A 14590-nucleotide genomic window follows, 5' to 3' on the forward strand; every position below is an offset into this window, starting at 1 on the left:
ATGGGTGACGCAAAACGCAGGAAGCTCTCCCGCGATGCCCGGCCGGAGGAGATATTCCCCGGCGGGCATGGCCCGGTGCAGACGCGGTGCGTCGAGGTGATGAAGCTCACGCTCGACGCGCTGCGCGAGGCGCTGCCGGGCTACGACTTCACGCTGTTCGCGGCCGAGCGGGAGGAATTGGCCGGCGCCGGCCGCGAGCCGCGCTTCAACTACATGTCGACCGCCGAGCGTGCCGACATGGTCGCTGTGCTCGCCGCCTTCGTGCTGAAGAACCGGGACATGCTCGCGGTCGACGAGGCGATGGCGCGCAAGCCGGAGGGCTCGGCATGAGCACGCTCACCGACGAGGAGCGCGCCGAAAGGCGCGCGCATTCGCGCAGGGCCACCGAACGCGCGCGCGCCATCGTCAAGCCCGGCGACATGCTGACCTTCACGCGTTGCGGCGGGCACAGCCGAGGCCGCTTCACCGGTTGGGATGGCTGGTGGATGTGCTCGCCCACCCGTAGCGACATCTCGGCCCTTTGCGTCTTCAAACTGAACGGCGCGTGGGTGACGTTCGCGGACGAAGGCCACTGGGACCCGCACCTTGGCGACCCGCGCCGCGACCTCGATGTGATGTCCTTCGATCCCTTTTTCCCGGACGAAACGGACACCACACTGCTGTCCGACACCATGGGCCTCGCGTCGAAATGGCACGACTGCGCCATTTGCGGCGGTCGGATTTGGGGCGGCGAGCGCATCCGGCGTCGCGTCGAACGCATCAACGAGGGTCGGCCCCGGGTGATGACGTTCCGCTTTTGCCCGCTCTGTTGCCAGGCAATGGCGGCGAGCTGGACCGATGACGGCAAGGCTATCACGGAGAGAACCGCACTCGGCGTGAAGCGATCTCAAACCGTAGCGGAGGGCTCGGCATGAGCACCTTCCGCCGCCGTCGCCAGCCGGAGCCGCCGCCGGCCGTGATCTACCGCGAAGACTATGTCGCCTATGTGCTCTGCCGGGCCGTGAACGGCGGCTACTGCCCCTGTCAGGTCGGAAAGCTGCGGGCCTGCGGAACGATGGAAATCGCGGCCGTGCAGGTGCTGAACCAGCTGGAGCGCATCGGCGATGTGCCGCGCAACCCCAAGGGCGCCAGCGGGGAGGGCTTCCTATGATCCGGCGCCTCTCCCCAGCCGAGCTAAACGCGCGCGTCAAGCAGCTTCGTCAGGAGGCGTCGATCGAGTTTTTCGTGGCGAGCCTTCCCTCGCCGCCCCCCTGCGGGCCGATGCCGGACTGGTGGCCGGCGATGTGGCGCACCGCCATGCTGGATGCTTTTGCCGCGAGGAGGGTGCCGTCATGATCCAGCGCCGCGAAACCGAGGAGCTGAAAGCCCTCGCGCAGGACAATCTGCGCACCATTCTCGACCAGCTGGCGCCCGGCGGGCGCTTTCAGGGCGGCTCCAAGCCCAGCTATCTCGTCTCCAACCCGATGCGGAACGACCGCAACCCCTCGCTCTGCATCTGGACGCGCGGCACCGCCGCCGGCGGCTTTGTTGACTGGGCCGAGCGCGACGTGATCAAGGGCGATATTTTCGGCCTGGTGGCCTATCTCAACGGCAAGCCGATCAAGGATTTCGGCTTCGCCGCCGGCTGGCTGCGCGACATGCTCGGCATCGAGCACATGACCGCCGAGGACCGCCGGGCGGCGAAGGAGGCCCGCGACCAGCGCCGGCGCGAGAACGCCGAGGCGGAGGAGCGCAAGCGCCGGCACGGCGCGCAGCGGGCCTATGACAAGTGGCGATACGGCCGCATGGTGATGCCGGGCTCCACCGCCTATCGCTACCTCGAGGCGCGCGGCGTGCCGCTGGCCGAGGTGCAGCATTATTCCGGCGAGCTGCGCTATCTCCCCGCCGAAGAATACTGGATGGCGGCGGAGTGGGGCGAGCGCACCGAGAGCGGCCGTATCCAGCGCTACAAGGTACGCCCGGGCCCCAAATTCCCCTGCATAATCACGCCGCTGCGCGATGCCAAGGGCACCCTGCGCTCGCTGCACTACACCTTTCTCGCGCCCGATGGCTCCGGCAAGGCGGACGTTGAAAAGCCCAAGCTCATCTGGCCCGAGCAGCTGGGCCTTTCCATGTGGATCGGGCACGGCCCCACCGGGCTGGACCCCTGCCAGGCCGACGCCACCGATGGCGTGACCGGCCCGCTATGCCTGACCGAAGGGCTGGAAGATGGGCTTTCCGCCGCCCTGGCGGTGCCGGAGCTGCGCGTGTGGGGCGCGATTTCGCTCGGCAATCTGGCGCACCAGCCGGTCGATCGGCCGTGCGTCTCCGAGATCTACGTCGCCGCTCAAAATGATTGGGGCAAGGCCGAGGCGCTGGCGCATCTGCAGCGGGCGGAAACCGCCCTGGCGCGCGCCGGCAAGCCGATGACCCGCCTGCCGGCCTTCACCGGCAAGGATTTGAACGACACCCTCACAGGAAAGGACTGAGCGATGAACGAAAAGAAGCCGGCCGCCGAGACTGCGGAGAACGACGGCGCCACCTATGTGCGGCCGAAGACTGTGGCCGAGGCCATCGAGCACATGCGGGCCGATGGAGACGCCGACGCCGAGGGAACAGCTCGTCTCAACTACCCCGAACTGTTCGAGGCAGCGGACATCAAGGCCGCGATCGCCGCTGCTCGCACCACGTTGCTCGCCTGGGACGAACTGGCGCCCTTCTCGGTGCAAGGAACGGTCGAGCTGGTGGCCATGGTGTTGGAAAGTGCCGAGGCGGCGTACATCTTGAAGACAGAGCCCGGCCAGCAAAACGTGCCCGTCGATTTCGGAGTGTTTTGCATGGCGAGTTCGCCCGTCTACGACGATGTCATCCGCTACGCGATCGAGCGCCGGCCGGCGGCGGAAGTGCTGTTCAACAAGATGAAGGAACTCGGCCACGTTGCCGGTCTATGGGACGCGCTGACGCCCGTGGACCGCGCCAGCTTCGAGCTGGCGGCCCGCATCATCCCCGCCGTGGCTGACGTGGCCGAGGTGATGAATGCCGAGATGGTCCGCCGCTTCCCGCCGCCGGCGCCAATGATGGCGACGCGCGAGGTGGACCTGGAAGACACCATCTTGGAGCGTGTCGACGGGATCGACGACATCGACCCGCAGATGGCGGCCGCCCGCGCGCAGGCCGACCAGGCCGCCGCCGAGCGCGAGGCCGAGAAGGCCAAAAAGGCAACGGCCAAGGCGAAAAAGCGCTCGATCGCCGACGCCTGACCGCCTCCCGGGCGCCCGGGCGGCGCCCGCCTCTTTGTGCATATCCCGAGGCCTGAATGTCCGCTGCCACTGGAACTGATGCGATCGCGGCCGGCTATGGCGACGCGAAGCGCAGGCTGCACCGTCGTCAGGGCAATGTGAAAGACCCCGCGCGCGGCCAGCCCATGGCGATCGGCGACGACATCGTGCCGCCTGGCGGCTGGCAGCACCTGGCGGCGCCGGATGGCATGCCGCCGGGCTGCCCCGTCCAGGTGCTCGGCATGGATGGCGACGTGCTCTATGTGATCGACGCGCTGGGGCAGCTGGCCAGCATCACCGACAACGCCCTTGGCCAGAAGAAAATCCAGCGGCTGTTCCTGCACCGCATGCCCTATCTCTATTGGGCCTTTCCGCGCTGGGGAAAGCCGAAGGGCGGTGGGCAGGCCAATGTCGACGGCTTCGACACCGTGGCGGTGGCCGACGCTCTCTACACCGCCGCCGGCGAGAAGGGCATGTGGAACGCCGGCGACCGGGTGCGCGGCCTCGGCGGCTGGACCGATCGCGCCGGGAACTTCGTCTATCACGCCGGCGAGGTGCTGTTCATCAACGGCCGCGAGCGGGCGACGGGCGACTATGACGGCCAGTTCTACCCCCGGCGCCCGGGCAAGCCCGAGCCCTGGGCCCGCGAAGTCACCGACGACATGCTGCGCAACACCGGATTGCTGCAGGCGCTGGCCAACTTCACCTTCGAGCGGAAGATCGACGCCATCTTCATCCTCGGCTGGCTGTGCGCCGCCTTCCTCGGCGCCGCCCTGCCCTGGCGCCCGATGATTTTCGTGGTCGGCGATCGCGGCGTCGGCAAATCCACGCTGCAGGCGCTGATCAAGGGCGTGCTCGGCGACGCGCTGCACGCGACGGCCGACACCACGCCGGCCGGCATCTATCAGCGGGTAGGACAGGACAGCCTGCCGGTGGCGGTCGACGAGCTGGAAGCCGGCGCCAACAATGACCGGGTGAAAGGCGTGGTGGCCCTCGCCCGCCTGGCGGCGTCCGGCGCCGTGCAGTTCCGCGGCGGTTCCAACCATGTCGGCACCAGCTTCACCGCCAAGAACTGCTTCTTCATGAGCGCCATCAACATGCCGCCGGTGCCCTCGCAGGATTTGAGCCGAATGGCGCTGATCCACCTTCGCCCGCGCCCGGCCGGCTATTCAGCCAAGCCGGTGACGGTGGATGCCGACACGGTGGGCCGCATGGTGCTGCGCCGGCTGATCGACCGCTGGCCGGCTTTCGAAGTGACCTACCAGACCTATCGCGAGGCGCTTTCGCGCGGCGGGCACGATGGGCGCGGCCAGGACACCTATGGCACGCTGCTGGCCTGCGCCGATCTCCTCCTCGGCGACGGGCTCCTCGAGGAGATGGGCATGCCGACCATTGACGGCGGGCTCGATCGCTGGAGCCAGATGCTGGCGCCCTCCTCGCTGCCCGAGCACGAAGATGCGACGGACAACTGGCGCCGGTGCCTCAACCATCTGCTGACCGCCCGCATCGACGCCTGGCGCGGCGGCGTGCGCCACACGGTCGGCCAGCTGCTGGACGATCTCGGCGACGGCAGCAACGGCGCGATCAACCTTGCCGATGCGAATGTGCTGCTGGCGCAGGTCGACCTGAAGGTGCGCGATGCGCAGGATGTGCTGCCCAACCAGATCGGCGGAAAGGTGCTGTTCATCCCGAACCAGGGGAAAATGATCGCCGAGGTGTTCAAGGGCGAGGTGTGGGCCGGCGACGGCTCCACCGGCTCCTGGCCTGGTGCTTTGCGGCAGGGCCTGCATACGGGCGTGATTTTCGCAGACAAGCGCTTCAACCGCGAGCGCATCAACGGCATCGAGCGCCGCTGCACGCTGGTGAACCTGCGCGAGCTGAACTTCCTGATGGCGCGCGAGCGAGGCGATGCCGAGGAAGCCTAGCGCGGCCTGCCCTCACGACCAGGCGCAGGATTGCCCGCTCTATTGGGCGAGCCACGGCGCCGGCGGCCTGGGGTGCGATGACGGCGAACTGTGGCGTGGCGGGTGTGCCGTGGATCGCGGGCTTGACTACACGGCGGCCCTCGCCCGCCTGCAGAGCCGGAATCCGCGCCTGGTCGCCGAATGCGCCTGGCGCCGCGAGGCGCGCGCCGCGCGGGCGCAGGGCTTCCGGAACATGCGGGCGGCCGGGCTGCATTAGCTCCTCCCACCCCTGACTACGCGCAGGCGCGCCGGCTCCGGCTCATCCGGCGGCCGAGGTGCACCGCGCACGTCCGGGAAATAGGCGCCGCAGGTCGCGTCACGCCGGGCCTGCGGGCCGCGCCACGGGCAATCTGATGCCAGCCGATCTATCAGCAACTCCAGCGGGATCTCGGCGCTGTACTTCGCCGCCAAACGCGCCAGCCGGTAGCGGCCCTTTCTGTCGCAAAGGCTACACGCCACCCGGACGGTGACGAACGGATAATCCGACAGCCGATCGACCATCCCGCGCCCTTCTCCCTGCCTGCCTCGTCGCCGGCGATAATCTAGAACGAAATGGGAACATCGCAACCCGTGCCCCGGCCCTTTGGCGCCCGGATCGGACCTCCCGCGCCCGGGCCCCAAGGCCTTTAATCGGAGCCGCGCTAGTCGCGCGGCCGGTCCATTGCCAGCGCGCCTTTCGGCGCGCATGCGGCCGTCCGCCCCGCCGCTTCTATCCGCCATCACGCTCCAGCGGCACGGCGGCAGGGCGGACAGTTGACGCGGGCGGTGCGGCCCTACGGTCGCTCGGCGCGGACAGAGCGGCGGGGCGACGGGTGCGGGGTGAGACACCACGACACCAGCCTGCGACACCTCCGGCGCGAATTTTCCTTATAAATCAACGGCGCGACACCTGCGACACGTGCGACACCGCACGCGCGCGCCATACGATCATGCGCGCGCGCATTGGGAGAGAGATAGGTGTCTCAAGTGTCGCAAGTGTCTCAAACAGTAAAAAGATCAACGATTTTGATCAGTTGACCCGCGACACCCGGCGCGACACTCGCGACACCTCATAAAAAAAGGGGCGGATAAGTGTCGGACCCGAAGCATGGCGTTGCAGCGGTCGTTTCAGGGGTGTTGAGGGACGCGCCGGCGGCGGAAATTTCCGGCGCGGGCGGCGCCCAGCTCGACCTGCTGGGCAATGAGGCGGCCGAGACGCCGCTCGGTTCGCTGGTGCGCGAACGCGCGGGCCCGGGGCGCCCGGCTGGGGCTCAGAACCGCGTGACGCGCGATATCCGCCGGCTGCTGCTGTCCCAGTTCAAGCACCCGCTCGTCGCCCTGGCGGAAATCTACTCGGTCGAGACGCTCGCCCTGGCGGCGCGGCTCGGCTGCAAGCCGCATGAGGCGCTGGGCGTGCAGGTGCGCGCGGCGGCCGAGGTGGCGCCCTATCTCGCGGCGAAGCAGGCGGCGGTGGATGACAAGGGCGCGGCGGTCATGCCGACGCTGGTGATGAACTTCGGGGCTCCGGCGGGCGCGCCGGCGGGCGGCGATGGCGGCCGGACGCTGTCGATCGAGGCCATTGCGAAAAGCGCGCAGGATCAATGGCTTAGCCCGAGCGAGGCCGAAGGGTCGCACGATGACGGGTCGCACGATGAGGCACAAGGCATTGATGATGCTGACGAAAGCGACGATTGAACCCATGATGAAAAATCATGGTGTCACGCCCTCGCCCGCGCGAGGGGCACCGCGCGGGCCCGTCCGGTCGTTTCAGGCGGCAGCCTCGGCGCCGGGGCATGCGGCACCCCCCTCCCCCCCTCTCTTGCGGTGCCATGGTGCGGAGCGACCCCCCCGAAGCGCCCCCCCGCCCCTGCCCGCCCGCCCATGCGTGCGCACACCGATCAGCGTTTGGGGCCGAAAATCAACCGTGGGCGCCTGCGGGCGAGGGTTGGAGGGCGCGGGCACCCTCCCCCGGGCCGGGAAAGGGCGAGGGAGGCCCATCGGGGAATGAGCGACGCACCCGAACTGCTCAACGCCTGGGGCCCGCCGGGGCCGGTCTCCGAGGCCTTCGCGGTCGATTTCACCTCGCTCGTCAAGGGCATCATGGGCCCCGTAGGCGGTGGCAAGACCACGACCTGTATTTTCGCCAGCCAGGCCTTCGCTGCCTCCATGCCGACCTGCCTGGACGGCGTGGTGCGCGCCAAGGGCGTGGTGGTGCGCGACAGCTTCCGAACCCTGGAAAAGACCACGCTTCCCAGCTGGTTCACCTGGTTCCCGAAGGATCACCCCAGCTGGACCTACACCGGCGGAAACGACCGGCCGGCGGTGCACACGCTGCGCTTCCGCCTGCCGGGCGAGCGCACGCTGGAGAGCATCACCGAGTTCGTCGGCATCGGCTCCAGCCGGGTTGAGGACATTCTACGCGGCTGGGAAGGGACGTGGGGCTGGCCGAACGAGGCGGACCTGATGGTGCCCGACGTGCTGGACTACCTGACCCAGCGTATTCGCCGCTACCCCTCCAAGAGGATGTTGCCGCATGGTATCGACCCCCCGGGGCAGATACTGATGGACTTCAACGCGCCGGACATCGACAACTATCTTCACGACAGACTAGTCGAGAACAAGCCGGAAGGGTGGGCGTTCTACCCGCAGCCCGGGGGGCTAGATCCCGGCGCCGAGAACCTGCATAATCTTCCGAAAGACTATTACCAGCGGATGATGCAGGGCAAGCCCGACTGGTGGGTGCGGCGCTTCATTCACAACAAGTGGGGTTACTCGCGCTCCGGAGCGCCGGTCTATCCGGAGTTCAACGAAAACCTGCACATCGCCAAAAAGGAGCTGGTGCCGGACCCGCACCTGCCGATCAAGATCGCGCTCGATGCCGGCGGGCACCCTTCCGCCGTGATCCTGCAACCGATGCCGAACGGCCAGCTGCGCCTGACGGACGAGCTTTATCTCGGCCAGGGCGTCGGGCCGACGCGGTTTGCCCGCGAGCTGGTGGCGCTGCTGCTGGAACGCTACCGCAGCTGCCACTTGCTGCCGGGCGTGTGCGACCCTTCCGCCATCCATGGCGCCGACCGCGAGGAAGGCGAAATGTCGTGGAACGAGATCATCGGCCAGGCGCTCGGCATCCCGGTCATGCCGGCGGCGTCGAACGATATCGGCCTGCGCACCGATGGCGTGCGCCAGCAGCTCACCACGATGATCGACGGCCACCTGCCGGCCCTCATCGTTTCGCCGCGCTGCAAATGGGCGGTGCGCGGCTTCAGCTATGGCTACCGCTTCGTGCGGATCGGCGCCAACCCGCAGGCGAATTTCCGCACCCTGCCGGAGAAGAACGAATTTTCCAACGTGCAGGACGCGATCCAGTACGGCGTGATGGACCTGGTAGGCCTGCACGGCATTATCACCAAGGCGGCGGGCGCCGGCCGTGCCCGCGTGCGGGACGAGCGCCCCGCGCAAACCCACCGTCCCGGCGACTTCGACGTGTTCGCGGTATGAACCTCACCCTGCACGCGCCCTGCAACCGCGTGGATCTCGGCGAGGTCTATGGCGAGGTGTCGCCGTTCAAATGGACCGTGGCCTGCCAGCAGCTGCGCATGGGCCCCTCCTATGCCGTGCGTGATGCCGGGGCGCGGGCGCTGGCCTGCGGCGGGTTCATCCCGCTCGGCGACGCCTGGGAAAACTGGTTCCACGCCGCCCCGGCGGCCGCGCCCCACATGCGCCGTGTGCTGGCGCTGGCTCGGTTGACCTTCGCCGATCTGCCGCACTCTGACCCTCGCCCGGTGGAGACCATCGTGCGCACGCCGGCGGGAGCGCGCATCGCGCGCCTGCTCGGCTTCCGGCGCGCGCTCGCCATAGACGGGCTGGAAATCTGGAGACGCGATCCATGGGCAGTGTCGTGAAGTCGATCATGGGCGGCGGCGATATCGCCAAGCAGCAGAAAAGCGCGCAGGGCTCGGCGCTCGCCAGCCTGCTGGCGCGCGAGGCGGAGGTGAGCACCGAGGGCGCCACCAGCGCGCCGCGCCGGCGCAAGGGTCGCCAGCTGCTCACCTATCTCGCCGAGGACGGCCAGCAGTCGCTGAACTGAGGAGCCGCCCTTTGCCCACGGTCAAGGAACTGAAGGAACGGCGCGCGCAGGCCGATCGCGAATGGGCGGTGCTGAAGCCGCTCTATGACGAGGCCTATGAATTCGCCATCCCGTTCCGGCGCGGCATCCGCGAGACCGGACAGGGCGACAAGCGGGTGAACCGCATCTTCGACATGACCGCCACGGCCAGCGCGTTTCGCGGCGCCGGCCGGCTGCAGCAGGACTTCTGCCCGCCGGGCGAGCCCTGGGTGCGCTTCGAGCCGGGCCCGCTGGTGAAGCGCGGCCGCGAGCGCGACCGGCTGACGAAGCAGCTTGCCGATATCAGCGAGGTGGTGGGATCGCTGTTCCAGACCGGCGAGTGGGACATGGCGTGCCACGAGATGTGCCTCGACCTGCAGGCCGGCACCGGCGCGCTGATCATGGACGACGCGCCGAAGAACAATCGCGGCCGGCTCGCCGCCTATGCCTCGGTGCCGACCGAGGAAGTCCGGCTGGAGATGGGGCTTTTCGGCGACATCATTGGCCGTTTCTGGCCGCGCAAGGTGAAAGGCGGCCTGATCAAGGTGGCGTGGCCGAAGGCCGAGCTGTCGCGCAAGATGGCCGAGCGGATCGAGAAGGAGCCGCAGAAGGAAATCGAGGTCCACCAGGACACGACCTTCGATTACGAGACCGGCAAATGGACGCTGCACGTCTCGCATGACGATGACGAGGAGCCGTTCTGGACCCGCGACTACCGCACCTCGCCCTGGCTGACGCCGCGCTATTTCCGCGTGCCGGGCGAGACCTGGGGACGCGGGCCGATCCTGCTCGCCATGCCGGCGATCAAGACGCTGAACAAGGCGCAGGAACTGACCCTGAAAGCCGCCGCCATCACCATGCTCGGCATCTACACCGCCACCGACGACGGCACTTTCAACCCCGCCACGGCGCTGGTGGCGCCCGGCCAGTTCTGGAAGGTGCGGGCGAATGGCGGCGTGCTGGGCCCCTCGATCCAGAAGCTGCCGGAACCGCGGCTCGACCTGTCCAACATCGTGCTCAACGAGCTGCGCATGAGCGTGCAGACGGCGCTGATGGACCAATCCCTGCCGCCGGACGGCGCGGCCGTGCGCTCCGCCACCGAAATCCTTGAGCGGGTGAAGCGCCTCGCTTCCGACCATCAGGGCGCCGCCGGGCGCCTGGTGCACGAGATCGTGGTGCCGGCCGGCCAGCGGGCGCTGGAAATCTGCTACGACGCCAAGGTCATCCCGCACATGCTGGAGATCGACCAGCTGCTGCTGAAAACCCGCGTCACCTCGCCCTTCGCCACGGCGCGCTTCGCCGCCCGGGCGCAGGCCGGCGTGCAGTGGATCGAAATGGCGATGGCGCTGGCGCCCGGCTATTCCGACCTGGTGGTGAACAAGCTCGACGCGCTGATCGACGTCGGGCGCGGCCTCGGCGTGCCGGAGAACTGGATCCCGAGCGACGAGCGCCGGCAGGAAATCATGGAACAGGTCACCGCCCTGGTGGCGCAGGCGATGGCCGCCGCCGAGGCGGGCGGCCAGGCGCAGCAACCGGCGGCGCCGCCGGCGAACGCCGCAGCGGGGGCTTTGGCATGATCCTCCCAGGCGGGAAACTCCGATCCGTCGAGGGTGGCGGCCTGATGTTCCGCTGCCCCGGCTGCAACATGGGCCACATGGTGCGCGTCGGCGAAGGGCCGGGCCCTCGCTGGGGCTACAACGGCGATAGCGAGCGGCCGACCTTCACGCCGTCGATCAATGTCACATGGTCCGAACCGAGTGATGTGTCGGAAGACTTCGACGACACGTCGAAGGACAAACGCATGGTATGCCACTCCTTCGTCACCGATGGCCGCATCCAGTTTCTCGGCGACTGCACCCATGCCCTTGCCGGCCAGACGGTTGAACTGCCGGGGTGGGATTTATGAGCGACTTCCTCCTCCCCGAGCGCGAGCCCGGCGGGCTGATGGACATGTCCCGCCTCATCGCCCAGGCGGACAGCATGGGCTGGGAATGGTTCGAGCGGCTGGCCGGCGCGGCGCAGGGCGACCCGAAGGCCATCGCCCTTGCCATCGCCCGCAGCGGCCGGCTGAGCGAGGCCTGCGGGCGGCTCGCCGAAAATGACGATTTCAAGCTGCTGCTGGAGCACCTGGTCGGCACCACCATCGTGCTGGCGGAAACGCCGCCGCCGCTCGGCGTCGCGCCGGACCAGTTCGCGCTCTATGCCGCCGGCCGGTTCCGCGAAAACGCGCTGGTCTGGAAAATCCTCAAGCTGATCGCCGAGGGCCGAAAGATGCCTGTCGGCCCCGCACCAACGGAGACGCAAGATGTTCACGAGGTATCAGGGACTGTGGGCGATGGTTCTGCGCAACGGGGAAGCGGGCGCCGGCGCCGGCGCGGCGGGAGCTGAAGGCGGCGGCGCCGGCGCCGGGGCTGGCGCCGGTGGCGAAGGTGGCGCCGGGGCGGCTGGCGCTGCCGGTGGCGGAGCCGCCGACCCGTGGAAACGGGACTTCATCCCCGAAAGCATGTACGGCGCCACGCCGGAGGAGACCTTCGGCAAGCTCGCCGACGCCTGGAAGGGCCTGCGCGAGGGCGAGAGCAAGCGCCCGCAGCCCGGCAAGAGCGCGGAGGACTACACCTTCGACGCTTCGAAAAACGAGAAAATCGCACCCTATTTCAAGGATGCGGCCAGCGACCCGTTCCTGAAGGTGGCGCAGGAAGTCGCCCTCAAGGTGGGCATGCCGAAGGAGCATTTCGGCGCGTTCGTCACCCAGCTCTATGAGCAGGCGGTCGACAACAAGCTGCTGGGGCCGGTGTATTCGCCCGAGACCGAAGCCCGCACGCTGGCCCAGCGCCTGGCGCCGGGCAAGAGCTGGGACGAGGCCAAGCCGATCGTCGCCAAGGCGCAGGCCGACGCGGTCGGCTTCACCGATGTGCTGGGCCAGCAGCTGAAACTCTCGGATGGCGCCAAGGCGCTGCTCGGCGCGCTGGCGGACGAGGCGGACGGCGTGGAGATGATCACCGCCCTTTCGGGCGCCATGAAGCAGGTGCCCGGCTTCGCCCTGCCGGGCGTGAAGGGCGGCGACACCGGCGGTTGGACGAAGGAGAGCCTCGACAAGGCGATGACCGATCCCCGCGCCAATCCCTATGCGCGCGAGTACGACAAGGATTTCCGAGCCAGGATCGATGCCGGGTTTCGTCAGCTGCACGGCAACTGACGCGACCCTCGGTTGACGCACGCCCGGCCGCGCGAGGATCGGTGCATTCCAGGGAATGCCCCGCGCGCGGCCCGGCCTTAAAACCCCGACGCTGCAAGCGGCTCTCGTCCCCGGAGATTGGCAATCTCAACGCAAGGGAACGAGACCCATGGCTCTTGAAGCACCCGCCTGGTTCGTCGAGCAGTACAAATCCGGCGTCAAACATGTTTTCCAGTCCAAGGGCTTCAAGCTGAAGCCCACCGTGCTGCCCGAAGGTCGCGTGGATGGCGCGACCGTGCACTGGCCGGTGTTCGGCACGTTCGACATGCAGGAAGCCGATGGCGCGGACGAAGCGGCGCCGGTCAACCCGCAGATGGGCGATGTCAGCGCGACCGTGCGCGACTACGAGGCGCTCTACGAGATCAAGAAAAAGGATCTCACCAAGATGACCGCCAACGAGCAGCAGGCGGCGGTCGAGGCGGGTGGCAAGGCAGTCGGCCGCAAGGTCGACAGCATCATCATGAACGCGCTCAACGATGCCGCCGTGGCCAATTCCGGCATCCAGCTCGGCGGCGCTTCCGCCGTTTTCGACCTGGAGGCGGCGCTGACCTCCTGCGACGTGCTGCAGGACGACGATCAGATCGAGTGGGACGGCGACGTGACCGCCGTCATTCCCACCCGCTGGTTCAACCGGCTGATGCTGTACAAGGAATTCAACACCGCCGAATGGATCGGCGCTGATCTCGGCTTCCCGACCGGCGTGCGCGGCAAGGTCTGGAACGGCGTCAAATGGCTGCCGCTCTCGAAGAAGGAGATGCTGATCCCGGGCGCCAACCAGGCGTACGGCTTCATGTATCACCGCACCGCCGCCGGCTACTTCAGCAACTACGAAGGCGACGTGACGATCCAGTGGGACAACCGCAAGGGTGTCTGGACCGTGCGCTTCGACCTGCAGGCCGTGGCGAAGTCCATCTTCAGCGACGCCAAGGGCATCCGCCGGCTTCACTACCTCACCAATACCGCCATCGAGCGACCGGTGCAGCGCACCCAGACGGTTGCCTGAACCCAGCCATGACGACGGCGACGCCGCCGGCGCCGCCGCCCTCCCCCATCATTTGAGGAACCTGCCATGGCCTTCGACAAGAAGTATCTGCGTGCCTTCTCCTCCGCCGGCGCGGCCTCCGCCGCCGGCGAGACCGGCCAGCGCTTCTGGCACTACAAGCACCCGACGGACGATTGGGCGACGATCGGCGGTGCCGGTTATTGGAACGGCGCCCGCAGCTATGTGAAGCCGGGCGACCCCGTCTTCATCTCCGGCGATCTCGGCGGCACGCCGTTCTTCCGCCAGCTCATGTTCGCCACCGTGCCGGCCTCCGGCAACGTGACGGTGACGGAACTCGCCGTCACCCATCCCGAGTAGCCCCCTCCCTGGGCCACCTGCCCCGGCGCAGCCGCGCGCCGGGGCCTTTTCTCCTGACACGAGGCCGCCATGCTGGAGCCGATCGACGTCGTCAACGAGGCGGCCTTCCTGGCCGGCGCCACGCCGCTGGCCAGCCTCGACGCCAGCACCCAGACCGCCGCCGGCGCCCGGCTGGCCTATGACCGGCTGCTGGGCCACATGCTCGGCATTCACTGGTTTTCGTGGTCGCTCTCCACCCGCCAGCTCTCGCGCCTTGCCGATGCGGTGCCGCTGACCGGCTACAAATACGTGTTCGCCCTGCCGCCCGACCGTGTCGGCAACCCGCGCGCCATCATCGCCGACATCAAGCGGCCGGATGCGCTGTACCCCACCTATCTGCTGGAAGGCGACCAGGTGCACGCGGACGATGATCCGCTGTTCGCCCGCATCCGCACCAAGGCGCCGCCGCGCCTGTGGAGCGGGCCGTTCCGCGAGGCCTTCACCGTCGCGCTGGCGGCCAATTTCGCCTACTCGCTCAAGCGCAACCGGGGGCTGGCCAGCGAGCTGAAGCTGGACGCCTTCGGCCCGCCCTCGATGTCCGATCGCGGCGGCAAGATGCTGGCCGCCATTCTCGACGACGGCCAGTCCACCCCGTCGATGGAAAACCCCGTCCTGGCCTATGACCCGCTGACCACGGCGTGGGGGTCCTGA

At 68.3% G+C, this 14590-nt stretch carries 19 protein-coding genes; 18 read left to right on the top strand and 1 reads right to left on the bottom strand.

All coding sequences use genetic code 11. From position 1 onward, the window contains the following. The 7 genes from KHC23_RS07670 (at nt 1) to KHC23_RS07700 (ending at nt 5438) form a co-directional block, all read left to right on the top strand. Nucleotides 1-330 (top strand): hypothetical protein, encoded by a 330-nt coding sequence (locus KHC23_RS07670; RefSeq protein ID WP_213371133.1) that lies wholly within the window; start codon nt 1-3, stop codon nt 328-330. Further along, nucleotides 327-914 carry a hypothetical protein gene (locus KHC23_RS07675; RefSeq protein ID WP_213371135.1) on the top strand — a complete coding sequence of 196 codons (588 nt, stop codon included), beginning with the start codon at nt 327-329 and terminating at the stop codon, nt 912-914. The genes KHC23_RS07670 and KHC23_RS07675 overlap by 4 nt, the downstream gene beginning before the upstream one ends. After that, the gene (locus KHC23_RS07680) at nt 911-1150 is read left to right on the top strand and encodes a hypothetical protein (RefSeq protein WP_213371137.1); all 240 of its coding nucleotides are present in this window, start codon (nt 911-913) and stop codon (nt 1148-1150) included. The genes KHC23_RS07675 and KHC23_RS07680 overlap by 4 nt, the downstream gene beginning before the upstream one ends. 181 nt (nt 1151-1331) lie before the next feature. Next, a complete protein-coding gene (locus tag KHC23_RS07685; protein ID WP_213371138.1) occupies nt 1332-2468 on the top strand; it encodes a DUF7146 domain-containing protein in 1137 nt (378 codons plus the stop codon). Nucleotides 2469-2471: 3 nt separating this feature from the next. Next, nucleotides 2472-3239 (top strand): hypothetical protein, encoded by a 768-nt coding sequence (locus KHC23_RS07690; RefSeq protein WP_213371139.1) that lies wholly within the window; start codon nt 2472-2474, stop codon nt 3237-3239. Between the two features lie 56 nt (nt 3240-3295). Then, complete coding sequence (locus KHC23_RS07695) at nt 3296-5182, top strand: hypothetical protein (RefSeq protein WP_213371140.1); 1887 nt, start codon at nt 3296-3298, stop codon at nt 5180-5182. Beyond that, nucleotides 5166-5438, top strand: a complete 273-nt coding sequence (locus KHC23_RS07700; protein WP_213371141.1) for a hypothetical protein — start codon at nt 5166-5168, stop codon at nt 5436-5438. The genes KHC23_RS07695 and KHC23_RS07700 overlap by 17 nt, the downstream gene beginning before the upstream one ends. Here KHC23_RS07700 and KHC23_RS07705 read toward each other — a convergent pair. After that, a complete protein-coding gene (locus tag KHC23_RS07705; RefSeq protein WP_213371142.1) occupies nt 5435-5722 on the bottom strand; it encodes a hypothetical protein in 288 nt (95 codons plus the stop codon). The genes KHC23_RS07700 and KHC23_RS07705 overlap by 4 nt on opposite strands. Nucleotides 5723-6292: 570 nt before the next feature. Between KHC23_RS07705 and KHC23_RS07710 the strand changes: the two genes are divergently transcribed. From KHC23_RS07710 to KHC23_RS07760, 11 genes are all read left to right on the top strand, one after another. Beyond that, nucleotides 6293-6895, top strand: a complete 603-nt coding sequence (locus KHC23_RS07710) for a hypothetical protein (protein ID WP_213371143.1) — start codon at nt 6293-6295, stop codon at nt 6893-6895. Nucleotides 6896-7204: 309 nt separating this feature from the next. Beyond that, entirely contained in the window at nt 7205-8698 is a 1494-nt protein-coding gene (locus KHC23_RS07715; RefSeq protein WP_213371145.1) for a hypothetical protein, read from the top strand. After that, the gene (locus KHC23_RS07720) at nt 8695-9102 is read left to right on the top strand and encodes a hypothetical protein (protein WP_213371147.1); all 408 of its coding nucleotides are present in this window, start codon (nt 8695-8697) and stop codon (nt 9100-9102) included. The genes KHC23_RS07715 and KHC23_RS07720 overlap by 4 nt, the downstream gene beginning before the upstream one ends. After that, nucleotides 9087-9287, top strand: coding sequence for a hypothetical protein (locus tag KHC23_RS07725; RefSeq protein ID WP_213371150.1), 201 nt, complete (start codon nt 9087-9089; stop codon nt 9285-9287). The genes KHC23_RS07720 and KHC23_RS07725 overlap by 16 nt, the downstream gene beginning before the upstream one ends. An 11-nt stretch (nt 9288-9298) precedes the next feature. Beyond that, a complete protein-coding gene (locus KHC23_RS07730) occupies nt 9299-10882 on the top strand; it encodes a portal protein (RefSeq protein WP_213371152.1) in 1584 nt (527 codons plus the stop codon). Continuing rightward, complete coding sequence (locus KHC23_RS07735) at nt 10879-11211, top strand: ubiquitination-like system serine protease family protein (RefSeq protein WP_213371154.1); 333 nt, start codon at nt 10879-10881, stop codon at nt 11209-11211. The genes KHC23_RS07730 and KHC23_RS07735 overlap by 4 nt, the downstream gene beginning before the upstream one ends. Next, nucleotides 11208-11693, top strand: a complete 486-nt coding sequence (locus KHC23_RS07740) for a hypothetical protein (protein ID WP_213371156.1) — start codon at nt 11208-11210, stop codon at nt 11691-11693. The genes KHC23_RS07735 and KHC23_RS07740 overlap by 4 nt, the downstream gene beginning before the upstream one ends. Next, a complete protein-coding gene (locus KHC23_RS07745; RefSeq protein WP_213371158.1) occupies nt 11641-12501 on the top strand; it encodes a hypothetical protein in 861 nt (286 codons plus the stop codon). Before KHC23_RS07740 ends, KHC23_RS07745 begins: the two co-directional genes overlap by 53 nt. Before the next feature lie 148 nt (nt 12502-12649). Next, a complete protein-coding gene (locus tag KHC23_RS07750) occupies nt 12650-13543 on the top strand; it encodes a phage capsid protein (protein ID WP_213371160.1) in 894 nt (297 codons plus the stop codon). A 66-nt stretch (nt 13544-13609) separates the two neighbouring features. After that, complete coding sequence (locus tag KHC23_RS07755; RefSeq protein ID WP_213371162.1) at nt 13610-13900, top strand: hypothetical protein; 291 nt, start codon at nt 13610-13612, stop codon at nt 13898-13900. A gap of 69 nt (nt 13901-13969) precedes the next feature. Then, nucleotides 13970-14590 carry a phage connector family protein gene (locus KHC23_RS07760; RefSeq protein WP_213371164.1) on the top strand — a complete coding sequence of 207 codons (621 nt, stop codon included), beginning with the start codon at nt 13970-13972 and terminating at the stop codon, nt 14588-14590.

The organism is Ancylobacter dichloromethanicus, from assembly GCF_018390645.1.
Classification (GTDB): domain Bacteria; phylum Pseudomonadota; class Alphaproteobacteria; order Rhizobiales; family Xanthobacteraceae; genus Ancylobacter; species Ancylobacter dichloromethanicus.